The sequence below is a fragment of the Psychrobacter sp. 1U2 genome, from assembly GCF_051847575.1.
This window is the reverse complement of record NZ_JBPYDC010000014.1, coordinates 17,412-42,835: the sequence shown is the minus strand read 5'-3', so window position 1 is coordinate 42,835 and position 25,424 is coordinate 17,412. Positions and strand designations below refer to the sequence as shown.

Genomic DNA, 25,424 nt, shown 5'->3' with positions numbered 1-25,424 from the left:
AAGTCTTGCTATAATAATCGCAAATAAACCCTGATGTTAGTAAGTACTTCTGGGCGGCTTGTAATTGAGACCTAAAGAGGAACGCACTGTGCTAATAAGTAGCATAGTGACGATTATGTGTCAGATGTCTGTACGTATCAGATGTCTGGTTCCTCTATATTACAAATACTCCAAGTAATGCTTACGCCGAGTTAGTAGGATTCGTATCAATGAAAAAGTTAATCGCTGCCGCCAGCTTATGTGTTGCAAGTTACAGCGTCCAAGCTGCTATTATCGTTCCTGAATATGACGCTAATGCCGGTAAACAAATCGCTGAAACAGTATGTGCTGCCTGTCACGGGGTCGATGGAGTGAGTGTCGTACCTGCGCAACCTAACTTAGGTGGCCAGAATGTGAAATATCTCTATAAACAACTGGTCAACTTTAAATCAGGTTACCGAGTCAATGGTATTATGCAGTCGCAAGTGGCGAACTTGTCACAGCAAGATTTGGCTAATGTAGCGGGTTACTATTCTGAACAACCAGTTTGGGGCGTAGGGTTCGCTAATCCGGCTACCAATCAAGAAGCGACGAAGTTATTCTTAGGTGGCAATAAGTCGCGCGGCGTTATCGGCTGTGCCGGTTGTCATGGTCCCGATGGGGCTGGTAACACTTGGGCCGCTTTTCCGCGCCTAGGCGGTCAACACGCTGAGTATATCTCCACTCAGCTCAAACTGTTTCGTGCTGCGGGCCGTGAAGATGATGTGACGGGTGATGATCAAAAGCGTTATAACGATGCAGATAAAGAAGGCGAAAAAGGCATGATGCAGATGGTATCGTCAAGACTATCAGATCGTGATATTCGCATTTTGTCAGACTACATTAGCGCTCTACACTAAGATGGTTTAGTAGATAGACTGAATGGTTCGCTTACTTTAGATAATAATTGGCAAATGATTAAACCCCGTTCTCGGGGTTTTTTTATAGCTGTTTAACCTTTACTATTACTATCGTTTGAATGCTACCGTTTAAAGATGAGCGTATTTTTTGTATTATTACTAACCTTAGATTAGTTTGGATTAAGATTATGATGAGCCGCTATGCTTCTTATTTTATAGCAGCATTACTGCCGCTATTACTGTTTCGTTGGTTTGTACCGGATTTAGTAGGACAGATTGATTTTTGGCTACTGTGGTTATTGGCGATGGTATTGGTGTCGCTACCGGTGGTTTATGCTGAGATTGCTTTAGCCTACCGCAGTGTCGAGGCGCCATTAGCCGGTATGCAAAAGCTGACTCGCGAAGCAGATGCGAGCCCCGTTTGGCGCAGCTTTGGCTGGTTGGCAGCAGGAGTAACTATAGTCATTGCCGCGCTAGTTATATCAGGAGCAAGCAGCGGCGTCTTAGCAGCATTGACGGAGCTAAATAGTGCGCCTAATCTACCTCATTTTGCCGTAGCAGGCGGCTTAGTCGTCATCGTAGTGTTATTAAGCCTACTTGGCGCAACTACTTTACCTATTGGCCTAGGGCTTATTATTATAGGGTTATTGCTAGGGTTTGCTAATGGTTTACCGAGCATTGATTTTGCTATGACTAACATTACGCTAAGCGAATGGGCGCGAGCGGTCGCTTTGGCTTTAGTCAGCGTCGGCGCAGGTACAGGGCTATATTGGTTTGGGCAGCATTTAGTCAGTAAAGAGTCTATCACCGCGGTATCTAGCGATCAGCAAAGCAGCTCATTCACCAATACTTCAGTTTCTAGCCTCTCTACTGGTAGAACATCAGCTAAGCTACCGGCTACGAAGCGAGTGCTACCGATTTGGATATTGCAGTTAGTAGTCGGGGTTATCGCTTTATTAACGAGCGCCTTATCTTTACCGCCTATCGGGCAGTTATCTTATTGGTTTGGGGTATTATTTGTTGCTAGCTATTTGCTACATTATAGTACTCAGCAATTGGCGCATAAGTTTGGCTTGCTAGTCAGCCTAGTGCTCGCGCTCGTATTAGTCGCGATCTTGGCAGTAGCAGTACCGACTATATGGTTAGTAGGTTTACTCGTCATTGTAAGCAGTATCGCGGTACTGCTTTTGTCCATCTTTGCAGGCTGGCAGATGAAGATCAGCCATTTACGTAAGGCTTTGAATTTCAGTAGCGAAGCCCTATACAACCTTTGGCGTATAGCAATACGTTTAGTGGTGCCACTAGCGATGATTTTGGCCTTTGTCGGTTGGATACTGTCGTGGTCAAGCTGATGGATAAGATAGAAGCAAAGCAGGCCACTGCTAGCACCAAAGCCTCGATGCAGACCATGATCACCGTATATTTGGCGTATGCCGAAACCGCGCAGCGTCAGCACTACAAATCGTTAGCTGTAAAAATAGGCACGACGCTATACGAGGCGCTAGCACAAGCAGGTTGGCTCTCGCAGTTTGAGGGGTTGGCGGTATGGTGTGAGCAGATGGCAGATGTAGAGGTGCCAAAAGCCAAGCTCTGGCACGTCGGCGTTTACGCGCAAAAGCAGCCTTTAAGCTATCAGTTGCAAGCCAGCGATCGCATTGAGGTCTACCGCAGCTTAAACGCTGATCCGATGTCTCAGCGTAAAAGCAAAAGTGTCGCGAAGCCCTCTAGTTAAGAGGCGGGTAACGAATCAACACCTTCGATACGAGTCACAATCCCTTGTTCGTCAAAATAAACGATCAGATGCTGACTGGCGTTTTTGATATCAGCAATGCCTTTGCGCTTGCCTTCAGTGCCGGCCTGATAGTCATAAATATAATCCCAACGATTGGGCGCAAGGGTATCTCTAATAGCAGGACTACCCAGGATATAGAGCACTTGGTTCTGATTCATACCCACTTGCAGTTTTTGCGCTTGCGTTTGGGTAATAGGAGTCCCTTGTGGCAAGTCTATCGTATAGACGCTGAATAACGAGCAACCAGATAAGGCGACGCTAACGCCCAAGGTCATAGCAAGCAGTCCGTTACGCAAAAAGGCTTTTGGCAAAGAAGCTGTGCAAGAAGATAAAAGATTTGGAGTACGGAGAACTAACGACTTTATCATGGTAAAATAACTCATAAAAAATGGGTGGGGCACGGTGTATCGCCATTATCGCGACTCTAGCCGGCAATCTTGAACAAATGATACGTCATTTACTTGCAATTGCCTACCACTTACGACATTATTTACGCAGTGCTTGAGGTTGATTTTAATGATTTATAGTGTAGATTCATAGACTTGCGTTAGGGTGGCTAGATAATGCTAGCGATTGATAACCGCGTTATTTCGGCTTTAAACTTGTCAGTATAAGGCTAACTACTTTTAATAATGATTTCTTTATTCTTATTTGTTAAGACTTAACAGTCAGAAGGGATATTATGACTATTACCAATCAAGAATTACGTAAAGCGGGGTTAAAAGTAACCTTACCGCGCGTCAAAATATTAGAGCTGCTTGAGCAAGCAGAACGTCACCATATGAGTGCAGAAGAGGTCTATAAAGCGCTGATTGAGCAGGGGGAGGATGTTGGGCTAGCGACCGTGTATCGAGTGCTGACTCAGTTCGAGCAGGCCGGTATTGTTGAGCGCCATAATTTTGAAAATAACTTATCGGTGTTTGAGATTACCCAAGAGGAGCATCACGATCACTTGGTTTGCGACATCTGTGGCAAAATCGTTGAGTTCCATAATGAGATCATCGAAGAAGAGCAGCTTAAAGTGGCTAAAGAGCATGGCTTTAAGTTATCAGGTCATTCCTTAGTGCTGTACGGTATTTGTAATAATCAAGAATGCCAAGATAACGCTAGATAGCTAATATTGTTGCATCAAAAAAGCAGCTTATCTCAAAAGGGTAAGCTGCTTTTGTTGTGTTTGTTGAATAAAATTAACTGTTATTCAAAGATAAGCTTTCACTGTTATCCGTAAAGCTACGTTTATTTTTTTTACTATTGAGCTTGATCTGTAGACGCAAATCATTTGGAGAGTCAGCGTGTTTAATCGCTTCTTGGTAATCTATCTCCTCATTTTCGTATAAGTCGAATAATGCCTGATCAAAGGTCTGCATCCCGCTATCACGCGAACGAGTCATGACATTTTTTATTTCATGAATCTCACCCTTACGAATGTAATCACTGATTAATTGCGAGTTTAAGAGAATCTCAATAGCCGCGCGCCGTCCTTCGCCGTCAACAGTAGGAATGAGCTGCTGAGCGACAATGGCTTGTAGGTTCAAGGATAGATCCATAAAGGTCTGAGTATGACGATTGCTTTCAAAAAAGTGAATAATACGATCGATAGCTTGGTTGGCGTTATTGGCATGTAGAGTGGCAAACACTAAATGGCCGGTTTCGGCATATTGAATGGCGTAGCTCATCACCGTTGGGTTACGAATTTCACCGATCAAAATGACGTCTGGCGCTTGGCGTAGAGTGTTTTTTAGGCCAGCTTCAAAGGAGTGCGTGTCGATACCCACTTCACGCTGGGTGATGATACACCCTTGATGCTCGTGGACAAACTCGATAGGGTCTTCAACGGTGATAATGTGGCCGTGCGAGTGTCTATTACGATGGCCTATCATCGCCGCTAGAGTGGTAGATTTGCCCGTACCGGTAGCGCCTACCAATAAGATAATACCGCGTTTCTTCATCGCCAACTCTTTTAAGGAGGCGGGAAGACCCAGCTCTTCAACGGTTGGAATCTTACTTTCAATCTTACGCAGAACCATGCCAGCCATATCGCGCTGCACAAAAGCACTCACTCGAAAGCGCGCTTGCTGTGCTTCATCGGTTATGGCAAATTGACACTCATTGGTGGCCTCAAACTCTTGTTGCTGATTACCCGTCATCACGCTTTTGACGAGCTTCATAGTCTGTTCACCATTGAGCGGTGTTTTACCAATCGGAAAAATCTGACCATTCACCTTCATTGAAGGCGCGACATCAGCAGTAATAAAAAGATCAGAACCGTTTTTTGCAATCATGAGTTGCAGCAGTTTCTCGAAGTCCATGGTTTTCCTAAACTATAATAATGAAATGATAAAATTAAAAAATATCTACGTTTAAAAAGCTTTATAAATCCTTTCTCAAGCTCTGTTACTGGCGAGTTTAGCAAAACGCTATTCATTCTTAACTTACTATAAAAAAGTCTCAGGCTGCTTGGCATAAGGGCGCGCCACCTCTCGCGATACCGTACCTCGGCTGACCAAGTTTTTTAAAGTTTGGTCGAGAGTAATCATACCGTCACCGGCACTTGTCTGAATCGACGAGTACATCTGGGCGATTTTATTTTCGCGAATCAAGTTACGAATAGCAGGAGTACCGAGCATAATTTCATGGGCGGCGATACGGCCACCAGTCTTACGGCGTAATAAGGTTTGCGAGATAACCGCCTGTAGAGACTCTGATAACATAGCGCGAATCATGTCTTTTTCGGCCGCCGGAAAGACATCAATAACGCGGTCAATCGTTTTAGCCGCCGAGCTAGTATGCAAAGTGCCAAATACTAAATGCCCCGTTTCAGCAGCGGTCAGCGCGAGCCGAATGGTCTCAAGGTCACGAAGCTCACCAACTAGAATAACGTCGGGATCTTCACGCAAGGCTGAGCGTAGTGCTGGCTCGAAACCTAAAGTATCGCGGTGCACTTCGCGCTGATTAATTAAGCTCTTTTTAGATTGATGCACAAATTCGATAGGATCTTCGATAGTTAAGATATGCTCTTTACGAGTCTCATTAATATAATCGATCATAGCCGCTAGAGTCGTTGATTTACCAGAACCCGTTGGGCCAGTGACCAATACAATACCGCGCTTAAAGTCTGAGACTTTCTTAAATATCTCGCCCATTCCTAAATCTTCTAGAGTCAAAACGGTTGAAGGGATTGTCCGAAACACTGCACCTGCGCCGCGATCTTGATTAAAAGCGTTAACACGAAAGCGCGCTAAGTTTGGTATAGCAAAAGAAAAATCCGTTTCAAAAAACTCTTCAAAATCTGCGCGCTGCTTATCATTCATAATGTCATAAATAAGCTGATGCACGACTTGATGGCTCATCGCCGGCATGTTGATACGGGTCATCTCGCCATCGACTCGAATCATCGCTGGCATTCCTGCTGAGATATGTAGATCAGACGCTTTATGCTTGACGGTGAACTGCAATAAGTCTTCGATGCTTATAGCGCTTTTTTCAGTCATAGTGGTGCTTTCCTATTGTTCAGTTCTTGGCAATCAGGTCTTTATAACCAGTACAGTTGAGATAAGCGAATCATGCGCTTACGTTAATTCATGTAACAATATAATAACAAGACTGGGATTATATGACCATCTGCTATATAAATAAAATGCAAAAATAGACTAAGTCGGCACTTTTAGTCTATGGTGTAAACAAATACTTCTAAAAAATATCTAAAATAACTGAGTCATTTATGAATACTGAAAATAGGGCTACTGATAAACTACTAAGCCGCTGGCGACAAGTCAATGCAGAGATAGAAGAGGCGTGCAAGCAAAGCCATCGCCGCATAGATGACGTTCAGCTGCTAGCCGTTTCAAAGACTAAACCTGTAGAGATGATAAGCGCTTTAGCGGAAAGGGGTCAGCGTGATTTTGGTGAGAACTATCTACAAGAAGCGCTGGAGAAAATCACCCAATTGCGAGGAAAGGCAGAGGTAGAAGGTATCGTCTGGCATTACATTGGTAGTATTCAGCGTAATAAAACCCGTGATATCGCCGAGCATTTTGATTGGGTGCAAACGCTTGAGCGCGACATTATCGCCAAGCGCTTAAATGATCAGCGCCCAGATAGTATGGCAGCACTCAACGTCTTAATTCAGCTCAATATCGATGACGAAGACAGTAAATCTGGATGTACGCCTGAGCAGCTACCGGAATTAATAGCCAGTATAAAAGGCTATGAGCGCTTGCAATTGCGTGGTCTGATGATTATCCCTGCCAAAGCAGACACCGATGCCTTTGCTCGTACACAGCAGCTGTTCGATGAGATGCAGCAAGCTCATCCAGATCTGAGCTCATGGGATACCCTTAGCATGGGCATGAGCGCTGATATGACGGAAGCGGTAGCGCATGGCTCAACGATGGTACGCGTTGGTAGCGCTATTTTTGGCGCCCGTGATTAAGGTCTTTAAGTTTAGGTATCTTCCTTAAGCATCGTCATCAAGTTTGGTGACTAATAACTGATTGATCTTTAAGTGCTGTGTCGCCAAAATCTCAAAGCGATAGTTAGCGTATTCGATCGTATCGGTCTTTTTGGGGATTTTGCGCAGCATATACATCATAAAGCCGCTGATGGTTTCGTAGTTTTGACTGTGTGGCAAATTGACAATACCTAGCGCCCGAATTACATCTTCAATCGGCGTCATCCCATCGATGAGCCATGAGTTATCAGTGCGCTGCACGATAGGCTGCTCCTCAAGGGTGACCAGCTCGCCCATCACGATACTCATGACGTCTTTGAGGGTAATCACGCCAACAACGAGCGCATATTCATTAACGATAACGGCAAAGTCAGCGCCGGTCGATTTAAAGGTCTCTAGTACCTCAAATAGCGATAAGGTATTAGGCACATACAGCGCCGGTTTTATCAGCGCGTTATCCAGCAAGCAGACTTCTTGCTGCTCTAGCACAGCGGCCAAAAAGGTGCGCGATTCTACGTAGCCGACAGTATGTTCTAAGTCATCATCCTTACAGACCAAAAACTTATTGTGTGGCTGCTTAATCATCACGCTAACAACCTCTTCGGTGCTAGTAGTGGTATCAAAATAGACAATATGCTCGCGCGGGTTCATCACTGAAGTAACGGTACGCTCTTGCATCTCAAAGATATTTTCAATTAAGTGGTGCTCTTGACGCTTGATAACGCCAGCCTCTGCTCCTGCATCCATCACTGCATAGATATCCTCAGAGGTCATTTCATCTTGACGTATAGTCGATACACCCATGAGCTTGAAAAGTGAGTTTGCGGCGCCATCGAACACCCAAATAATAGGTTTAAAAATAAAAATCAAAAATATCATTGGTCGGACCATTTTCACCGCGATAGCTTCAGAGTTAGACATCGCCAAACGCTTGGGCATCAGATCGGCAAAGAGGACAAACACGCTCGTCACGACTATGAAAGACACGACAGAAGCCGCTGTTTCATTACCGAATAAATGCTCTAGATAAGGACTGACGGCGGACTCTCCGATAACCCCGGCGAGGATAGCCACTGCGTTTAGCGCGACTTGTACCACGGTGATAAAGCTACCGGGCTGCTCTTGCATCGCTAGTACATCAAGAGCGCGTACTTCACCTTCTTTGGCCATGACTTGTAGCTTGATCTTACGGGCAGAGGCCAGCGCCAGCTCCGAGCTTGAGACAATAGCGCTGAGCGCAATTAAGATAAAGATAAATACACTAGCAGTTAGCAAGCTCATGACGTACTCGGTTATAAAAGAAAAAACAATGATGATAAGGAAGAGATGAATAAAGGTAAAACAACAAAAACTTATTTATAAAAACTAAAAAAGCTGGGCAAGCACCCAGCTAATGATAAAAGTAAGACGTTTATTTGTTAAAAGCGCGCTTAGCCTTTAATAGACCATTTATTAACTAGCGGATAGCGGCGTTCACGGCCAAAGGCTTTATGACTGATCTTAGTACCGATTGGCGCTTGCAGACGTTTGTACTCGCTATTATCCACCATCTTGATGGTTTTGGCGACTAGCTCCGCATCAAAGCCTTTATCGATGATTTCTTGATAGCCCATGTCTTCATCAATATAGAGCGTCAAAATACCATCTAAAGTATCGTAGTCAGGTAAGCTGTCTTGGTCTTTTTGGTCAGGGCGCAGCTCAGCAGATGGTGGACGCGTGATGACGCGCTCAGGAATAACGGGCGTGTCCTCCAAGCGATTGCGATAACTGGCTAAATCGTAAACCTGTGATTTGTAGACGTCTTTTAATACATCGAAGCCGCCCGCCATATCGCCATATAAGGTTGAGTAGCCTACTGCAAGCTCAGACTTATTACCTGTGGTAATCACTAAGTGACCGAACTTATTGGATAGAGCCATCAAGATAACGCCGCGGGCGCGAGCTTGGATGTTCTCTTCGGTCGTATCGGCCGGTGATTTATTGAATAAAGGCGCTAAAGTATGGCGAATACCTTCAACAGCATCGAAGATCGGGCAGACGGTGTAAGAGACATTTAAGCGGCGCGCTTGCGCTTGGGCGTCTTCCAAGCTTATCTTTGAGGTATATTCATAAGGCATCATCACCGCATAGACTTTGTCAGCACCTAAAGCATCAACAGCGATACACAAGGTCAACGCTGAGTCGATACCGCCTGACAAGCCGATAATTACGCCCGTGAATCCTGAATGATTGACATAGTCGCGTAGACCGACAACTAAGGCTTGGTACATCTCCGACTCACGGCTAAGGCTCAAGGGCGCTTTTTGCTGTGTGTTAAACTTGGCAGTACTGACATCCAAACTCGCTAATAATAGCTGTTCCATAAACCTTGGTGCTTCGTGAGCGACAGTGCCGTCTGCTTGCACCGCCATTGAGCCGCCATCAAAGACCAAATCATCTTGGCCGCCGACAGCATTGAGATACAGAATCGGTAGCTGTTGTTCGCTACTACGCTTAGCTAGCATAGCTTTACGGTTGTCTTGCTTATCAAGCTCAAAAGGCGAGGCATTGAGGCTGATGACCAGATCAGCGCCTTGTTTTTTGAGATCGCTGATAGGCGCTTTTTCCCATAAGTCTTCACAGATTAGCAGGCCAATAGTAAGACCCTTATAGTCAAATAAAACTTGATTACGGCCTTTATCAAAGTAACGGCGTTCATCAAATACGCCATAATTTGGCAGGATTTGCTTATGATAAAAACCTTTTTGGTGACCATTATGCAAGATAGCTGCTGAATTAAAAGTACCATGATGATCGACATGAGGGTAGCCCACGATCATGACGATGTTTTCGATATCACTGAGCGCCGATAGCGCGTTTTTGACTCGGCCTGAGAGGCTAGGACGCAGTAATAAGTCTTGCGGCGGATAGCCAAGTAAAGCCAATTCTGGAAAAACGATGACATCTGCGCCTTGTTCGCGAGCTTCGATAGCCAGTTTGCGCATTTTGTCGGTATTGGCATTGATATCGCCAACCAAAAAATGTGATTGTGCTAACGCAAAAGTGACACTGCCAGCGGCATTATTGGTGACTGTATCAGCATTTGCATGGGTATTATTAACTCTGCCTTTATCAGCAGAGTTTGTGTTGTTGTCTTTTGACATTGTTATTTTCCTATAGATATATTATCTGAGTAATGAGTTGTTATAAGTCGAGCAAAATAAAGTAAATGCATTGTTATTTTTTTGGGTAGCGCTTGGGGTTAGGGCTGTTATTTATCAGCAAAACTGCTAAGCTAAAATAGTTAAAAATAAACCTTAGAGATCTAAAATACTAGATCTAAATGCAGAACCAACCTTAGCCCTAATACTTACAAACTATCTTATCGAGTAGCAATTGGATAGCGGTTAAAACACGAGCACAATGCCTTTAGTATAACATCAATTGCCAAGCCTACGAGAATGCTGCGGTCATTTAGCTTAGTAGATGACTGACTAGTGTTCATGATAAGAGTCAGTCATCGAGTCAGCTTTATCAGCTAGTTGGTCTTATTTTCAGAGGATTGTTCTTCATTAAAAACGTGATTTAGCTTTAGCCTTTAGCAACCTTAGGCATAAAATTGTAAGTAAAAATTACAACATACTATTACTGTTCTATAGAGGGTTGCTGCATAATGGCTATCGACGATTGGGCTGGTGTTCCTTCATGCTGTGACTAAAAGGATTTAGCTCTAAATAAGTAAACCTAGCTTATTAGAAGTCTGTCTTCTATTACGAGTTATCCCATCAATAGTTATTATATTTGTTATATCGTCAAGTTGCACTCTGCCTGAAACAGCGCTAGTAGGTTCATTAATCATTATCAGCAGTGCTTGCGCGTGAAATAGCAAACACACCCTATTGAGTCTGTCTTTATGAGCGCCATACATTTCAGCGGCGTCATATCGTTATATTTATACATTTTACGATAAAAATCTTGCGGTTTTTATGGTGCCTTCTTGGTTGATAGCTATGATTGAAAACTGGACAAAAGAGTTTATTATTCAGCGCTTGCTGGCTGTAACGCTGCTAGTGGTATTGTTTATTCTGTGTTTTCAAGTAATACAGTTTTTTATTATACCAGCGCTATGGGCGGCCATTTTAGCTTATGTTACTTTTCCTATTTATAAGTTTTTTAATGAAAAGGCAAAGTTCAGCTCAGGGGTCAGCGCCGGTATTATGACGGTTAGCATCAGCTTAATCATAGGGGTGCCTTTGATTGTTGGGGTGTTTATCCTCCAGCAAGAAGCGGTTAGCTTATATAGCAATATTATCTACCGCGTGAAGGCGGGTTATCTAGATGTGCCAGACGCGATCAAAGATTTGCCGGTGATTGGTCAGCAGATTAGAGATATTCTTTGGAGTATCAATAAAGATCCTGAGAGCGCGCTTGAAGCGTTCCGGACCTGGATACAGTCGCATTTGTACTATGGTAAAGTGGCATTTGATGTCGTGTTCAGTAGTTTAGCAAAACTTGGTATGGCACTAATGACGCTGTTTTTCTTCTACCGTGATGGTAATAGTCTGATGCGCCAGATTAGACAGGCGTTGCGTAATATCATCGGCAATCGTATCGATGGCTATATTGACTCTGTCGGTACCACGACACAAGCGGTAGTCTATGGCATTGGCTTAACGGCCTTGGCGCAAGCCTTGCTCGCAGGGATTGGTTATTACTTCTCCAACTCTCCGAGCCCTATCTTACTAACTATTATCACCTTTATTGTGGCTTTGATTCCTTTTGGTACGCCATTTGCGTGGGGAGCAGTGTCGATTTGGCTGCTCAGTCAAGGTCATACTACAGAAGGCATTGGGCTGGCGTTGTGGGGAATATTAGTCATCAGCTGGGTCGATAATTTGATTCGGCCCATCGTCATTAGCGGCGCTACTAAGATTCCTTTTATTATTATTTTTATCGGCGTATTAGGCGGTTTGACTGCCTTTGGTTTTGTCGGCCTGTTTATCGGTCCAGTCGTGCTAGCTATCGGTTTGGCCGTATGGCGGGAATGGATATCTAATCATAAAAATGAGATCTTTGCGTCGCAAGATGTGGTACTGTCAGGCGATGGCGTCGTCTCGCTAGCAAATAAGCCGGATAACAAAAGTTCAAGCTAGCACCGAAGCCTGGTCATCGCTTAAGTGCCCATGACTTAGGACCTTTCGCCGTAAACCTGTACCGACTATCTCAAAAGAGGCCTAATTATGACCAATGATAAAGCCCAGAAGACTGCTCCCTTGACCATCATTGCTGATAGCAATATCGCAAGCCTCGATGAGTTTTTTAATGCGCAGACGCTTGGGGAAAATACTCAGCAAGGGGTCAATATTATCCGCGTAGCAGGGCGTGATATTGATGCGCAGTTGCTCGCTGAGCATCAACCTGAAATACTGCTAATCCGCTCAGTAACGCCTATCAATGAGTCGCTATTAGCGGATAATCATAGCGTGACATTCGTCGGTTCTGCTACTATCGGTACCGATCATGTTGATCAAGCCTATCTAAGCGCGCGCCACATTCGCTTTGCTAATGCGGCAGGCTCCAGCAAGCATTCAGTCGCTCAATACGTGCTGACTGCAATTTTGACTTTGCGGCCAGAGTACTGGTCCCAGACTATAACGCTAGGCATTATTGGTTTAGGTAATATTGGTAAGACGCTGGCGCAATATGCCACTGATTTGGGCTGGCAAGTACTGGGCTACGATCCTTTATTGCCAGCATCGAAGTTCAATAATGCCAGTTTCGAGCAGGTGCTACAAAGCCAGGTCGTAAGCTTGCATGTACCTTTAACGGATGAAGAGGCTAGCGAATATTCTACCTACCATTTGATCGATAACTCAGCCTTGCAGAAGATGCCGGCGGCTACGTTACTGATTAATAGTGCCCGCGGACCGGTGATTGAAGCGGCAGCGCTAGCGGCTGATATCGAGCGTAATGGGCGCCAAGTGGTGCTCGATGTCTTTGAGCATGAGCCACAAATCTTGGCATCCTTGCTGCACACACTAGCGCTAGCAACGCCGCACATTGCCGGCTACAGCTTAGAAGGTAAGCTTCGCGGTACGCAAATGATCTATGACGCTCTATGCGATGAGCTCAAAATCACACCCTCTCAGTCTATGCATAATTTGCTTCCTGATAATCTTTACTTATGGTCAGAGCTCAAGACTGCTCCTGATAAACTGAGCAAGTTCTATGATATCAAACAAGATGATGAGCAGCTGCGCGAAAAAGTGGTGAATGGGCAGGTGAGTGGTCATGACTTTGATCAGCTCAGACGCGACTACCATCTACGCCGCGAATGGCAATTATAGATCAAGTAAAGTAGCTATAAATAACAGCAAATAGTAACCCGTAAACGCTATTGATGAGCACCTAAAGTAGACGATCAGTAATAAAGATTAATGAGTAGAGATATGTCAGATAATAAGCCCGCTTATGCTCCAACCATGACCTTAGACATGGCGCGCAGACGCGGGCAGATGCTAGCGACGATTCGCCAGTTTTTCGCCCAGCGTCAAGTATTAGAAGTACAGACACCGCTACTCTCACAAGCGGCAAATACCGATACCTTTTTGCAGTCGGTTGCCGCTCGCGTCACTTATCAGGATAAACCGCGCCCCTTTTATCTGCATACCTCTCCTGAATTTGCGATGAAGCGTTTGCTAGCCAGCTGGCAAGTGGCGATTTATCAGATTTGCTCAGTGTTTCGGGATAATGAGGTCGGCTCGCGGCACAATATCGAGTTTACGATGTTAGAGTGGTATCAGCCGCATTATAGTTTGAACGATTTGGCTGAAGAATTAGGCAAGCTGCTAGAAGCGCTATATGGCTATCCGGTCATTATGAATCATTATCGTTACATCGATGCTTTTATGGATCATGTCGGTATTCATCCGCTGAGCGCTAGCCTTGAGACCCTAAAAGCGGTAGCAGAAGATAAAGGGCTGGCTCACATAGATGTCGCGACGCCAGAGTCACTCTCTGCAGATAGCGCAGAGAGTCGGCAAGGCTGGCTTGATCTGTTATTTAGCCATTTCGTTGAGCCTAAGCTCGGTCATGATTTGCCAACGCTGATTATCGATTATCCACCAGCCACGGCAGCATTAGCCAAAACCTGTCTCGATAAAGAAGGTAATCTGATCGCCAAACGCTTTGAGCTTTATATCGATGGTATTGAGATTGCTAATGCTTATGATGAGCTGGCAGATGGGCAGGCTTTAAGGGAGCGTTTCGAGGCGGATAATAGGCAGCGCTCAATCCATGGTTTAGCACAGATGCCGATAGATGAGTATTTGCTAGTGGCTTGTGATGATTTGCCGCCATGCAGCGGCATAGCACTAGGGGTAGATAGGCTGCTCATGGTTATCACTGGCACTGACAAGCTCTCAGAGGTCATCGCTTTGCCAAGTGGTTTGGCATAAATGCAAAAAGGATAAGTTATTTAACTTATCCTTTTTTACATTGAACTGCTCTTTGCTTAGAGAGATTCTAGCAGTTATAAACTAGCAATTGCTTCTTTAATAGCCGTCTCACCATTTTGCATATTAAAGACTTTTTTATTGGCGTTATCTGCATTTAATACTGCAACTAAAGTCGCTGCTACATCTTCGATAGCGTTCTCACCGGCCTCATCTTTATCAATAGCGATTTTGCCTGTGCCTGCCCGCTCTTTTAGCGCGCCTGCCTGTACAATTGTATAATCAAGTTGGCTATCATTGACTAACCACTGATCGGCATAGTGCTTACCAATATAATAGCCTTTTAGATCTTTAATGCCTTCATTATCCCACTTGTTGGTATCCAAAGAAAATACGGTGCTGAGCATGATATAGCGCTTAATACCTTTATCTTGTACCGCTTGCATCGTTTTTACCGCACCATGCAAATCTACTTCTAGTATCTCTTTACCGCCGGAGCCGGCTACAAAATAAACGGCTTCTATACCATCCTCTAGCTGCTGCTGGATACTATCTTTATCGGCCATAATATCCAAATCTAGCTGAGTGTAGTTGTCATCAGAAAACAGCCTTTCATCTTGACGAGTCGTACCGATGACTTGATGATCCTCAGCTAAAAGTTGTTTGACCAAATCACTACCAACACGGCCACTAGCGCCTATTACTAAAATCTTCATATACAGTCCTATTTTTTTATTACTATTTTTAAAAAGTGATTTTCTTAAAATCTTGAATTTTGCTTTCAATGATCTTTTAATACTGAAGTATTCAAGAAATACTAAAGCTAGCATAACAAAAATAGGGGATATCTTGGGTTAGCTTAGGTGCCTATTCCATAGTGTTTAGTAGCAGAGTGTATACGCTTTGCAAAATGACAGAATAAAGTAAAAACTCGCCTTAAACTTTAGCGCACTAAACGATTGAGGCCATCGGCAAAGGCTTTTTTATCGCGCTCGCCATAAGGCTTTTGTCCGCTCATTTCTTGTAGCTCTAGCACCCCAGTACCGCGCATAGTATCCATAAAGTCGCGCATGTTGAGCTTTTGCTTGATGTTGTTTTTATCATATATCATGCCGCGCGGGGTCAAAACCATCCCGCCTTTCTCTAGTATGTCATTTGCTAAAGGAATGTCACTAGTGATAGCCAGATCGCCTGCTTGGATTTGCTCGACGATATAGTCATCGGCTTTATCAAAGCCATGTGGCACTACCGTCATCAGTAGCAGCGGTGATTTCCGCAGCTTGATAGGCTGATTGGCGACAAATATAGCCATGGTTTGCGTGCGCTCAGCAGTCTTGATAATCAAGTCTTTGGCAATGATTGGCACCGCATCAGCATCCACCCAGATCTGCATTATTCTTTGGCCTTATGGTTGGTCTTTTTAGGTGTAGGGCTGTTGTCAGTATCATTAGACTTACCCGCTTCTGACGTTGTTTGTGTCTTATCAGCGCTTATAGCGTTAGCTTCTGAGTTTGAGTTTTTCGTTTTAGCGGCTAAGTCGGTGGTTTTATCTAGACCGACCTTGTTAGGCAATACCCCGACTAGCTTAGCTAAAGCAGGCTCTAGATCAGCCACATCGTTCGGCATTAAGGTAATATGAGCAATTTTACGATCTTCACGCTCTTCTTTATGATAGCTGTGATAGTGCGCACCATCGATAGCTAGCACGTCCTCGATATCGGGGTATTGTCCTAAAACATTGACCATAATCGCTGGGTGGATATTATCAGTATCGCCCAACGGCAAACCAACGACCGCACGCATATGATTCTCAAACTGGCTAGTAATCGCGCCCTCAATGCTCCAATGTCCGGAGTTGTGCACGCGCGGCGCGATCTCGTTGGCTAGCAGATAGTCGTGACCTTGCGCATCTTTACTGACGAAAAGCTCGAGCGCCATGACTCCCACATAACCGAGATGATTCATCAGCGTAGTCATCGCCGCTTTTGCTTTAGGAAACAAATGGCTAGTGCCGACAGCTGGCGCTCGGGTTTTGGCCAGTATGCCGTGATGATGATGGTTTTCTACCAGCTCATAACAGCGCACTTCTCCCTCTTGTCCACGCGCTGCAATGATAGAAACCTCGCGGCTAAAGTGGATAAAGCCCTCAGCGATCAGCGGTGCGGGCGTAGCTGTCAGACTACCTTTGCCCGATACCGCGTCTTTGAGCGCTTGCCAAGCTGCCTTAATGTCGCTGTCCTCTTTGATCACATACTGACCTTTGCCATCATAACCGCCGCGGCTGGTTTTAAGGACGATAGGCAGCCCTAAGTCTTGGCAAGCTTGCTGTAGCTGTGCTAATGAATGGACGGCCTTGAACGGCACTGTAGCGATACCTAGCTCATTGAACATCTGCTTTTCTTTTAGGCGATCTTGCGCGACATCTAGGGCGATAGGAGGCGGAAACATGCCTTTGTTTTTACCTGATTTTGCGAGAGTAGCGAGCCTTTGTACCGTTTCTGCCGGCGTGTTTTCAAACTCTAAGGTAAAGACGTCAGCGGCAGCGATAAAGTCCTCTAGCTGCTCGCTATGATAGACCGTACCATAAAGGCTGGCTGGGCAAGCAGCGTTATCCTCCAAAAATACACACTGATAGCCAAGCGGTAGAGCAGCTTCAGCGAGCATCATGCCGAGCTGGCCACCACCTAAGATACCGATGGTACGAATAGTTTGAGAAGTAGGGTAGGCATTGGCGGTGGTCATAACAGGCTCTTTAATTTGGTAGTAGGTACAGTAAGTACGGTGGGTTTGGTTTTTTTAACTATTTTGGACTTTCTAACTATTTAAAATAAGCGATTTAGATCAGAGTAGAAATAAGAAAAGGTGCGCTATCGTTATAGGCACCTTAGGTTTAGTTAAACGCATCTGATAATAAATATCAAGTAAAACGATTGAAAAAGCAATTTTCTAATCATCTAGCTGCTTTATAAACTAACTATCAGCTATTCACGATGCCAGGCGTTGGGCTAGCTAGAATGGTCTGTGTTTGCTGCTGTCTGAGTTCATGTAGTTTACTAGCGATAACCTCATCATGCAGCGCCAATATCTGAATAGCTAATAATGCGGCGTTATAAGCGCCGGCGGTACCGATGGCTAAAGTACCAACTGCTACGCCCTTTGGCATTTGTACGATAGAGAGCAAGCTGTCCCAGCCGCTGAGCATAGAGGACTTCACTGGTACGCCCAATACGGGTAGGGGCGTTTGACTGGCGCACATACCAGGCAAGTGCGCCGCGCCGCCTGCGCCTGCAATGAGAACTTGTAGACCTTGATCTTTAGCACTTTTAGCATACTCAAATAATCTATCTGGCGTACGATGAGCGGAGACCACTTCACAAGCAAAGGCAATATCGAAATCCGCTAATAGCTGCGCGGCTGCACTCATAGTCGCCCAATCAGACTGCGAGCCCATAATGATGCCGACTTTCGGCTGACCGACTGGGGAGGCAATAGGGCTTGGTTGTTCGCTAGATGGTGTGCTCATGGTGCAATATCCTCAAAAAGCCCATCATACAAAAGTTTCCCTACTGCCGTAAAGACAAGTTTTTATAATAAGCGGGCAGATATAAGTGATAAGGTATTTGGCTTTATATACGTTAATAAACTTAGCTATGAATGATAAGTCATCTACTCGTGATGATATTGTACAAAATTAGCACTATCTAACGGCAATGGCTGCTTAGTATCGAGCTGATAACAAGTCAAGTAGCCACTATCGACTGCGGCTGAATAATCGATACAGACCACTTGCGGGCTCAGCAGCTGCGGCTCACCAGTTAGCCAGTAGTGACCCACAAATATGGGTTTATCGGTCTTTAGTGCAAAGTCGATATTTTCAGCCAATGCATCTTTTGGGATTTGCGCCAAGCCTGATTTGGGCGCTCGCGCTACTTCATGAAGGGTTTTTTGGTTAAGTTCCTCTAGCCACCACTGTACTCGTACTCGCGAGCGTTCAGTGCCTTCTTTATCCACCATGACTAAACCATCGGGTAGCGGTGTTTCTACCCCTTTTAATACCCGCTCTAAGGCGTCAAAATGTAAGCTAGGCTGCTGCGAGGTCATGACTAACGCATTTTTTGTTAGACAGTTATCAGCGGTTAGCAAGGGTTTGAGTATCGCCATACTATCGACGTCCCAACAAGCATGGACAAAGCAGGCGTAATCAGTCTCAAGCCAAAGCGGAATCTCATAGAGGCGCTCAAGCCAGTAGCGGTGGCTTTTAGAGTCGAATGGCGCTTCTGCTAAGAACGCCTCATGCTGGCGAGTATGCAGCTCAGTATGCGAGCGCAAATAGTGGCCCTCGTTATGAGGGTCAAGCGTGGCAAAAGCCAGCGCATTGTATTCGTGATTACCCATAACGGCATCAGCGACATCAGCATCGAGCATCGCAAAGACAATCTCTAGCGTCCGCAGTTGCTGCGAGCCGCGGTCAATCAAATCACCGATGAATAAGGCTCGGTGATTGGTAGGCGGTACGTAATACTCACCGTTATGTACATAACCCAACTGCGTCAATAATCCAGTAAGTTTATCTGCATAACCATGAATATCACCAATAATATCTATAATCATAACGGTTAATCTAATTTATCTGTCATTCAACTAAACCAGTCTACTGTAAGTAATTTGCTCACAAAGTGGTTAACTTTGAAAAACTCACATCCAAAAGCTTTATGCTAAAAGCCAGGCGAGAGGAGCGCGTTAATAAAGTGAGGTAGTATTCGCGGCTCTAAGACGATAGTCGCGACTACTCCAAAAGCGCCGCCCCACATATGTGCCATGTGATTAATATTAGAGCCACCACGCTTATTGGCATAAATACTATAACTCACATAAGCCACTGCAAACAAAATAGCAGGGATAGGGACGATGGCAAACAAATAAATCATATCCCATGGCGCTAACAAAATATAGGCAAATAGCACCGCTGACACCCCGCCCGAAGCTCCTAGACTTAAATAACTGGCGCTATTTTTATTCTTAAGGTAGCTTGGTATCATCGCCACTATAATGGCGAGGATATAAAAAGCGATAAACCCAAAGCCCCCTAGAAAGGGCTGATATAAGCCCTCAATGGCACGCCCAAAAAAGTACAAGGTAAACATGTTGAACAACAAATGCATGCTATCTGCATGAATGAAGCCGTGAGTGACAAAGCGGTCCCATTGACCATCAGTGATTGCTGGTGGGTAAAAAATAAGCCGATTAAACAGGGCTTTGTTTTGCCAAGCTAATAAGCTAATAATCACCGTAACGATGATAATAAGAGTGGTATGATTTAGCAAAAGACAATCCTTAGGCAACGCCTGATGGATAAAAATATAAATGAGTGACAAGTAGATGACACTAAAAATCAATACCAAAATGGCTAAGCAAAAAACGATTAGAGACCAAAAATTATGCTTTAATAACTGCTAAATGATGTGCCAAGTGTTATGAGAAAACTAATAATAAATAGCAGACATAATTTATAATATAAAGCATAGCTATATATAGATCATCTTAAGGTCTTTACGGATAAAGCACAATTACATGTCAGTTGAATTTACATAGCTATACAAATTATATTTTATGAACGAGGCCAAGAGTATCGCGATGATATAGCAATGATATCTTAGTGGTTTCTAAATTAAAATTTTATCACGATCTTCTTAATTCTAGTAAAGATGACTTTATGACTATTATCGAACAGCTTGAGCAAAGTGTCAGCCTGCCGCTTCTAGGAGCAGAGCAAGACATAGCTCGCATTAGTCTGTTAGAGCAGTTTTATGCGCTGCTGATTGCGCGTTTGACCCTACCTAAGGTTTATACCCAGCTATTACAAGCGGCTCCTCCTCTCACCGCGCAGGCTGAACAATCAACCTCAGAAGTGTTGACAGCTACTGAGCTATCAACAGTCAATACAGTAGATAGATCCTTGTTCAGTCAGTTATGGCCAGACCCAGACCAGCGTGAGCTCATTATTGATGAATTAGCGGCGACCCATCATCTTGATAAGAGTGCTACAGCAGCGCTGATTACTAGCGCAAGTGCCTTAGCTTACCATGAGCTCAAAACACTAGCGGATGGTCAATTTTTACCGGCATTTTTACAACAGCAGCAGCTAGACATTCGTCATTATTTGCCGGTTTGGGCAGAATCAGTACTAACGGAACAGGAGATAGATAGTGGTTCTAATTGGAGTTCGCATTCTGTTAGCCTTCGTAGTGACTTAAATGCTGATGAAGTCACTATTCCTACAACGATGGAAGCTGGCAAACCCATTGCTACAACAGCTACAAAAGCCACAGTAAACGCTAGTGAACAAAGCGCCGCAGCATCGCATATTGCCATCGATGATAGCGCTCATAGTCATAGCCACAGTCAGTTTAGGCGTACTCGTAAGCGCAACAACAGACAGGACTTATTATGGCGTTTACTGTTATTAGCCGCCGCGATAGCCGCTTTGGCACTGGTATGGGTGTTGGTGATTCAACCTAACTATATCAGCACAACCACTACAGCTGAGCCAGTAAGCGTAGAGCCGGACATGGTAATCATTGATCCTGAACCAGTCGCTGCAGTATTGACACCAGCCGAGCTACTGATCGCCGTTGATAATAGTGGCCGCCTTTATACTTGTAACGGTATCGTTGGTAGCTCGACTCTACAAGACGCGCTGAGCCAAGCGTTAGTGAGCAGCTTTGGTGAGGAAGCGAGTATCTGTGAATTGCAGCTAAAATCAGGCGTTGCCGATAGCCTTACTGCTGTTAATGTAGAGCTACTACCGAGTCTTTTTACCTTGTTGAAGTCTGCACCATTCGCGCGATTACAGCTACAAAACGATATTATCATCATAGAGTCGCCCGATGATAGCTTGTCACAGCGTTTGCTGACAGACATGCGCGCTTTGGTGCCCACCGCTAACATAACGACTAATGCTAGTTTTAGCGCTATAGAAAATCCGGCAACATCAAGCGAGGAGGAAGCAGTATTAGCTGATAATTCTGAATGGCAAAATGAAGCGCAGGAAAACGATAATTTTAATCCCCAACCTTCAGCCAATGACAGTTTTAATAATAACGCTAATCCCAATACCAATAATGCCAACAATACTGTCAGTAGCAACGTAAACAATAATGCAAATAACAGCACTTATAATGGGGTTAATCCTAAGCTAGATACTAATCCTATAGCGAATACTGGAGCGATAGGCAGAATGTCTACAGCGGAAGTAGACGATCTAGCCAATAGCGTTATCGTTGCTGAGCGCTTAGATAATGAGTCTCGAGTTGAATAAAGTATAAGCTCTAATTGATTGTGAGGTTTATTTTAGTCGTTACAATGTAAAATAATCCCGCTAAATAGTCACCAAAGTTACGCGTCATACTTGAAACATTACCTATTGTATCATTTGTACAACAGCGCATTTATTGTGATATTTAGGCTCCTACTTCTATACTGTCTTTAGTAAAACTAAATAGCCATATCGTAATATTCCACACCGTTACTTAAAAATACTGATGTTAAGAGTATCAAGGGTGATACAAATACTAATACGATAAATGTTAAGGACAGTTGGCTTAATAAAGGTTAGCTTAATAATGATAAGTTAAACCATATAATTTTATAAATTAAATCATAATAATTGGAGAGAGCTTCTTATGGATATTATTAGTCATTTAACCCGCACGGTTACTCCAGCAGTACTTGGGGATGATAACAACCCTGCGAAAAGAAACCTACTAGAACAGTTTTATGCCATCTTTGCCGCGCGCCTAGCTGACAAGGACACCTATGGGCGTTTTGCTAACGAAAATATCGCTCAAGACGATCAAGGCTTCTATGATAGAGTATGGACGGACGGTAGCCACCGTGATCAAATCTCTCGTGAGCTTGCGGCTAAGCATAATGTTGATGCGACCGCGTCGCGAGGTCTGGTTGCTATGGCCGCACCGTTAGCTTTTCATGAAATCAAAAGCTTAGCAGGTAGCACACCTGTACCACAGTTTTTGAATGACAATTTATCTACTTATCAGCATCATATTCCAGCATGGGCAGCGGGCGTTGTTCCTGCTGGCATGATTGCTAATGCTCCGGCTGGTGAGCGTATCTCAAACACTACAAGCACTGCTCCTTTAGTTCACGAAGAAGAGAAAAGCGGTAGCTTTATGAAAGCGCTGCTGCCTATTATCGGTTTAATTATTTTAGGTGCTCTAGCTTGGGCGCTGCTCAGAGGGTGTCAAGAAGATCCAGCCCCAGTAGCTACGCCAGTTGCCACCGAAGAGGTGGTGACCGATGAGCAAACGGTCGTTGCTGCTGATATTGAGCCGGCCTCACTGACGTTAGCCACTGGTGAAGCGAACACGTTATATGCTTGCCGCATGAATGTAGGTGATGAAGCGCTACAAACTAATGTTATGAACGCGCTATCTAATGCCTTTGGCGCTGAGGCCGATAAATGCCGTGCCGATGTGGATGACAGCTTTGCCGCTGATATGCCAGCCGCTGCGCAATTGTCTTCAATATTGCCTATTTTCCAAAGCGTACCAGACGCAAATATGGTTATTAAAGGTGATGAGATTATCGTTAACGCCGCAGATGCAGGGGTACTCGACCAATTAGTTAATGATCTGCAAGCTGCAGCTCCTGGAATGACAGTGAGCGCCGAAGGTCCGTTAGATCTGCAAGGTGAGATCGATGAGAGCTTAGTGGCTACTGACGCCGCGATGAATAATCTTGGCGAAAACCCAGATCCAAGAGATGTAGCTCGCGCACTAAGTTTACAAGTTATTAACTTTGAGCTTGATAAAGCTATCATTCCTGATGCGAATAAACCTTATCTCGATCGCGCCGCCCAACTGATCGAAGAAACTCCAGATGTGGAGCTGATGATTATTGGACATACGGATAAGCTAGCCTCTAACCCTTACAATATGGAACTGTCACAAGAGCGCGCTAATGCTGTAAAAGAGTATTTAGTCTCTAAAGGGGTAGATGCTAGTAAGCTTATGACGAAAGGCATGGGCGAGACTGATCCTATCGCGACAAACGCTACTGAGCAAGGCCGCTTCCGTAATCGCCGTATCGAATTTAGCGTTTATGATGAGAGTATGGCTACTGATAATGCGGTAGCAGTAGGTGATGGTCAAAACTTAAATACGGATCCAGACTTAAATCCATTAGATGCTAATAACGATGATGTCACAGTAGATGGTGATGATCGTACTTTGGATGCTGATGGTAATATGATAGATCCTGATCTAAACCCATTAGACAATAATAATGATGATGTACTGCCAGACGGTGATGATCCAAGTCAAGGTATAGATTTAGATCCTACTAACTAATCTTAGCGAGCTGTATTGTCATTTAACGCAAAAAAGCTGTCCTACTTAAAGGGCAGCTTTTTTTATACTTTTATCTTGTAGGGATAAGCGTTATTTATAGTCAGTAGGATCTCTTAAATCGCTCAGACTATTGGGATTATCTAACGTCTTGCTATCCTGCATTTGACTACTATCTGAGCTTGGCGTTTGCATATTAAAAAAGGTCTCTAGAACTCGGTGCCGAGCTTGTTGCCAATGCTCAAACTGCTGGCAAGTTGAGTCCAAATCTCCTCGCCATTCAGGAATTTGGCCGCGCATTGTCTTAATACGCTGCTGATCAGGGTAAGGTAAGTCTTGTGCTGCTTCTGCCGCTTCGTGCGCAGCTACTCGGTCGTTACAAACCAAGGCAATATCGCAGCCGGCATTGATCGCGGCGCGTACTCGGTCGCTGACATCACCTGCGGCCTGCGCGCCTGCCATCGATAAATCATCGGAGAATAACACACCATCAAACTTCAGTTGGTCGCGAATGATGTCCTTTAACCAAACCTTCGAAAACCCTGCAGGTCTATTATCTACCTGCGAGAAGATCACATGCGCTGGCATCAAGGCATCGAGCCAAGGTAGAGTCTGGGCAAAGGGCTGCATATCATGACCTATAATCTCATCGAGAGAACGTGTATCGATAGCTTCCGCAATGTGTGAGTCCGGGGCAACTCCGCCGTGACCTGGAAAGTGCTTGCCGGTCGTTGCCATACCTGCTGCGCGCATTCCGCGCATAAACTGGGTCGCTAAGGCCGTGATCACTTGCGGGTCTTTGTGAAAACTGCGATCACCGATAACTTCACTCACGCTATTAGTATCTAGCACCGGGGCAAAGCTCAAATCGATACCAACAGCTAATACTTCAGCGGCCATTAAATAGCCACAATCATAGGCACAGCTTAGCGCTTCGCTAGGATTTTGATCAAATAAGTCGCCGAGCCTCCCCATTGCCGGTAGCGGCGTAAAGCCATCACGTAGCCTTGCGACTCGGCCACCTTCTTGATCGACACCGATTAAGATATCAGGATTATAATAGCGAATGTCATCGCATAACTGTCGTACTTGCGCCGCATCGACGACGTTACGAGCAAATAAAATAATCCCGCCTACCTGAGCTTGTTCAAGCAAGCTGACATCATCAGCTGTTAAGGTGCTGCCGCCAACATCCGTCATTATTACGCCGTACATGGTTTGTTCTCCATAATAGTATTGGTCGCTATATCAATTATCATAAATTCAGTTTCTTAGGCTTTGCTGAATTTAATTGCTAAGCTCGCTGGTTTAAGTGATATAGGTCAAGTGGTATATCTTAGATTCTATCTATAAGTGTAAAAGTTAAGGGTTAGCCCATTATGCCAGTAATTACCCTACAGTTATAATGTAACGACTCAGTTAATCTCACCGCAATGTTTATGAATGAGCATATAAATATAACAGAAGGTTTGCTCATACAGATTGAGACAGCGCAGGTCTATAAAT

Annotated in this window: 22 protein-coding genes; 10 read left to right on the top strand and 12 right to left on the bottom strand. The window is 44.5% G+C overall.

Annotated elements, in window-relative coordinates; all coding sequences use genetic code 11:
- The first annotated feature begins 209 nt into the window (after nt 1-209).
- The 3 genes from ACS8FD_RS08295 (at nt 210) to ACS8FD_RS08285 (ending at nt 2,610) form a co-directional block, all read left to right on the top strand.
- Entirely contained in the window at nt 210-878 is a 669-nt protein-coding gene (locus ACS8FD_RS08295; RefSeq protein WP_439275368.1) for a c-type cytochrome, read from the top strand.
- Nucleotides 879-1,066: 188 nt separating this feature from the next.
- Complete coding sequence (locus ACS8FD_RS08290; protein WP_439275367.1) at nt 1,067-2,230, top strand: hypothetical protein; 1,164 nt, start codon at nt 1,067-1,069, stop codon at nt 2,228-2,230.
- Nucleotides 2,206-2,610 carry an RnfH family protein gene (locus ACS8FD_RS08285; RefSeq protein WP_439275366.1) on the top strand — a complete coding sequence of 135 codons (405 nt, stop codon included), beginning with the start codon at nt 2,206-2,208 and terminating at the stop codon, nt 2,608-2,610. Before ACS8FD_RS08290 ends, ACS8FD_RS08285 begins: the two co-directional genes overlap by 25 nt.
- On the opposite strand, the gene ACS8FD_RS08280 is transcribed toward ACS8FD_RS08285, so the two are convergent.
- Nucleotides 2,607-2,945, bottom strand: a complete 339-nt coding sequence (locus ACS8FD_RS08280) for an outer membrane protein assembly factor BamE (RefSeq protein ID WP_439275402.1) — start codon at nt 2,943-2,945, stop codon at nt 2,607-2,609. The genes ACS8FD_RS08285 and ACS8FD_RS08280 overlap by 4 nt on opposite strands.
- Nucleotides 2,946-3,352: 407 nt before the next feature.
- On the opposite strand from ACS8FD_RS08280, the gene fur reads away from it, so the two are divergent.
- Nucleotides 3,353-3,784: a ferric iron uptake transcriptional regulator gene (gene fur / locus ACS8FD_RS08275; protein WP_439275365.1), complete on the top strand. Its 432-nt coding sequence runs from the start codon at nt 3,353-3,355 to the stop codon at nt 3,782-3,784.
- 73 nt (nt 3,785-3,857) lie between these two features.
- On the opposite strand, the gene ACS8FD_RS08270 is transcribed toward fur, so the two are convergent.
- Both ACS8FD_RS08270 and ACS8FD_RS08265 read right to left on the bottom strand, forming a co-directional pair.
- Nucleotides 3,858-4,979: a PilT/PilU family type 4a pilus ATPase gene (locus ACS8FD_RS08270; RefSeq protein WP_439275364.1), complete on the bottom strand. Its 1,122-nt coding sequence runs from the start codon at nt 4,977-4,979 to the stop codon at nt 3,858-3,860.
- Between the two features lie 126 nt (nt 4,980-5,105).
- Nucleotides 5,106-6,143, bottom strand: coding sequence for a type IV pilus twitching motility protein PilT (locus ACS8FD_RS08265; RefSeq protein ID WP_439275401.1), 1,038 nt, complete (start codon nt 6,141-6,143; stop codon nt 5,106-5,108).
- A gap of 248 nt (nt 6,144-6,391) precedes the next feature.
- On the opposite strand from ACS8FD_RS08265, the gene ACS8FD_RS08260 reads away from it, so the two are divergent.
- Nucleotides 6,392-7,102 carry a YggS family pyridoxal phosphate-dependent enzyme gene (locus ACS8FD_RS08260; RefSeq protein ID WP_439275363.1) on the top strand — a complete coding sequence of 237 codons (711 nt, stop codon included), beginning with the start codon at nt 6,392-6,394 and terminating at the stop codon, nt 7,100-7,102.
- Nucleotides 7,103-7,126: 24 nt separating this feature from the next.
- Here the strand turns inward: ACS8FD_RS08260 and paeA are convergent, their stop codons facing one another.
- Complete coding sequence (gene paeA, locus ACS8FD_RS08255) at nt 7,127-8,401, bottom strand: polyamine export protein PaeA (protein WP_439275362.1); 1,275 nt, start codon at nt 8,399-8,401, stop codon at nt 7,127-7,129.
- Nucleotides 8,402-8,550: 149 nt separating this feature from the next.
- Nucleotides 8,551-10,263, bottom strand: coding sequence for an NAD+ synthase (locus ACS8FD_RS08250; RefSeq protein ID WP_439275361.1), 1,713 nt, complete (start codon nt 10,261-10,263; stop codon nt 8,551-8,553).
- Between the two features lie 846 nt (nt 10,264-11,109).
- Between ACS8FD_RS08250 and ACS8FD_RS08245 the strand changes: the two genes are divergently transcribed.
- The 3 genes from ACS8FD_RS08245 to epmA all read left to right on the top strand — a co-directional run bounded on the left by ACS8FD_RS08245 (nt 11,110) and on the right by epmA (nt 14,556).
- Entirely contained in the window at nt 11,110-12,252 is a 1,143-nt protein-coding gene (locus ACS8FD_RS08245) for an AI-2E family transporter (protein ID WP_439275400.1), read from the top strand.
- Between the two features lie 87 nt (nt 12,253-12,339).
- Nucleotides 12,340-13,446 (top strand): 4-phosphoerythronate dehydrogenase, encoded by a 1,107-nt coding sequence (locus tag ACS8FD_RS08240; protein ID WP_439275360.1) that lies wholly within the window; start codon nt 12,340-12,342, stop codon nt 13,444-13,446.
- Nucleotides 13,447-13,548: 102 nt separating this feature from the next.
- Nucleotides 13,549-14,556: an EF-P lysine aminoacylase EpmA gene (gene epmA, locus ACS8FD_RS08235; RefSeq protein WP_439275359.1), complete on the top strand. Its 1,008-nt coding sequence runs from the start codon at nt 13,549-13,551 to the stop codon at nt 14,554-14,556.
- A gap of 74 nt (nt 14,557-14,630) precedes the next feature.
- On the opposite strand, the gene ACS8FD_RS08230 is transcribed toward epmA, so the two are convergent.
- The 6 genes from ACS8FD_RS08230 to ACS8FD_RS08205 form a co-directional block, all read right to left on the bottom strand.
- Entirely contained in the window at nt 14,631-15,269 is a 639-nt protein-coding gene (locus ACS8FD_RS08230; protein ID WP_439275358.1) for an NAD(P)H-binding protein, read from the bottom strand.
- Between the two features lie 227 nt (nt 15,270-15,496).
- Nucleotides 15,497-15,946 (bottom strand): YaiI/YqxD family protein, encoded by a 450-nt coding sequence (locus ACS8FD_RS08225; protein WP_439275357.1) that lies wholly within the window; start codon nt 15,944-15,946, stop codon nt 15,497-15,499.
- A complete protein-coding gene (locus ACS8FD_RS08220) occupies nt 15,946-17,295 on the bottom strand; it encodes a 5-(carboxyamino)imidazole ribonucleotide synthase (protein ID WP_439275356.1) in 1,350 nt (449 codons plus the stop codon). The genes ACS8FD_RS08225 and ACS8FD_RS08220 overlap by 1 nt, the downstream gene beginning before the upstream one ends.
- A 235-nt stretch (nt 17,296-17,530) precedes the next feature.
- Nucleotides 17,531-18,076, bottom strand: a complete 546-nt coding sequence (purE, locus tag ACS8FD_RS08215; RefSeq protein WP_439275355.1) for a 5-(carboxyamino)imidazole ribonucleotide mutase — start codon at nt 18,074-18,076, stop codon at nt 17,531-17,533.
- A 143-nt stretch (nt 18,077-18,219) separates the two neighbouring features.
- Nucleotides 18,220-19,164: a metallophosphoesterase gene (locus ACS8FD_RS08210; protein WP_439275354.1), complete on the bottom strand. Its 945-nt coding sequence runs from the start codon at nt 19,162-19,164 to the stop codon at nt 18,220-18,222.
- Nucleotides 19,165-19,268: 104 nt separating this feature from the next.
- Nucleotides 19,269-19,877 (bottom strand): rhomboid family intramembrane serine protease, encoded by a 609-nt coding sequence (locus ACS8FD_RS08205; protein ID WP_439275353.1) that lies wholly within the window; start codon nt 19,875-19,877, stop codon nt 19,269-19,271.
- Between the two features lie 389 nt (nt 19,878-20,266).
- Here ACS8FD_RS08205 and ACS8FD_RS08200 point away from each other — a divergent pair, with 389 nt between their 5' ends.
- Nucleotides 20,267-21,871, top strand: a complete 1,605-nt coding sequence (locus ACS8FD_RS08200; RefSeq protein WP_439275352.1) for a hypothetical protein — start codon at nt 20,267-20,269, stop codon at nt 21,869-21,871.
- 364 nt (nt 21,872-22,235) lie between these two features.
- Entirely contained in the window at nt 22,236-23,921 is a 1,686-nt protein-coding gene (locus tag ACS8FD_RS08195) for an OmpA family protein (protein WP_439275351.1), read from the top strand.
- Between the two features lie 90 nt (nt 23,922-24,011).
- On the opposite strand, the gene nagZ is transcribed toward ACS8FD_RS08195, so the two are convergent.
- Entirely contained in the window at nt 24,012-25,133 is a 1,122-nt protein-coding gene (nagZ, locus tag ACS8FD_RS08190; RefSeq protein WP_439275350.1) for a beta-N-acetylhexosaminidase, read from the bottom strand.
- Nucleotides 25,134-25,424 lie beyond the last annotated feature (291 nt).

Excerpts from the sequence above, each read along its gene's own strand:
- ACS8FD_RS08280 (WP_439275402.1), bottom strand. The coding sequence starts at position 2,945 with ATGACCTTGGGCGTTAGCGTCGCCTTATCTGGTTGCTCGTTATTCAGC.
- ACS8FD_RS08195 (WP_439275351.1), top strand. The coding sequence starts at position 22,236 with ATGGATATTATTAGTCATTTAACCCGCACGGTTACTCCAGCAGTACTT.
- ACS8FD_RS08200 (WP_439275352.1), top strand. The coding sequence starts at position 20,267 with ATGACTATTATCGAACAGCTTGAGCAAAGTGTCAGCCTGCCGCTTCTA.
- ACS8FD_RS08250 (WP_439275361.1), bottom strand. The coding sequence starts at position 10,263 with ATGTCAAAAGACAACAACACAAACTCTGCTGATAAAGGCAGAGTTAAT.
- fur (WP_439275365.1), top strand. The coding sequence starts at position 3,353 with ATGACTATTACCAATCAAGAATTACGTAAAGCGGGGTTAAAAGTAACC.
- ACS8FD_RS08270 (WP_439275364.1), bottom strand. The coding sequence starts at position 4,979 with ATGGACTTCGAGAAACTGCTGCAACTCATGATTGCAAAAAACGGTTCT.
- ACS8FD_RS08290 (WP_439275367.1), top strand. The coding sequence starts at position 1,067 with ATGATGAGCCGCTATGCTTCTTATTTTATAGCAGCATTACTGCCGCTA.
- ACS8FD_RS08210 (WP_439275354.1), bottom strand. The coding sequence starts at position 19,164 with ATGATTATAGATATTATTGGTGATATTCATGGTTATGCAGATAAACTT.
- ACS8FD_RS08225 (WP_439275357.1), bottom strand. The coding sequence starts at position 15,946 with ATGCAGATCTGGGTGGATGCTGATGCGGTGCCAATCATTGCCAAAGAC.
- paeA (WP_439275362.1), bottom strand. The coding sequence starts at position 8,401 with ATGAGCTTGCTAACTGCTAGTGTATTTATCTTTATCTTAATTGCGCTC.
- ACS8FD_RS08240 (WP_439275360.1), top strand. The coding sequence starts at position 12,340 with ATGACCAATGATAAAGCCCAGAAGACTGCTCCCTTGACCATCATTGCT.
- ACS8FD_RS08245 (WP_439275400.1), top strand. The coding sequence starts at position 11,110 with ATGATTGAAAACTGGACAAAAGAGTTTATTATTCAGCGCTTGCTGGCT.
- ACS8FD_RS08220 (WP_439275356.1), bottom strand. The coding sequence starts at position 17,295 with ATGACCACCGCCAATGCCTACCCTACTTCTCAAACTATTCGTACCATC.
- purE (WP_439275355.1), bottom strand. The coding sequence starts at position 18,076 with ATGAGCACACCATCTAGCGAACAACCAAGCCCTATTGCCTCCCCAGTC.
- nagZ (WP_439275350.1), bottom strand. The coding sequence starts at position 25,133 with ATGTACGGCGTAATAATGACGGATGTTGGCGGCAGCACCTTAACAGCT.
- epmA (WP_439275359.1), top strand. The coding sequence starts at position 13,549 with ATGTCAGATAATAAGCCCGCTTATGCTCCAACCATGACCTTAGACATG.
- ACS8FD_RS08295 (WP_439275368.1), top strand. The coding sequence starts at position 210 with ATGAAAAAGTTAATCGCTGCCGCCAGCTTATGTGTTGCAAGTTACAGC.
- ACS8FD_RS08260 (WP_439275363.1), top strand. The coding sequence starts at position 6,392 with ATGAATACTGAAAATAGGGCTACTGATAAACTACTAAGCCGCTGGCGA.
- ACS8FD_RS08230 (WP_439275358.1), bottom strand. The coding sequence starts at position 15,269 with ATGAAGATTTTAGTAATAGGCGCTAGTGGCCGTGTTGGTAGTGATTTG.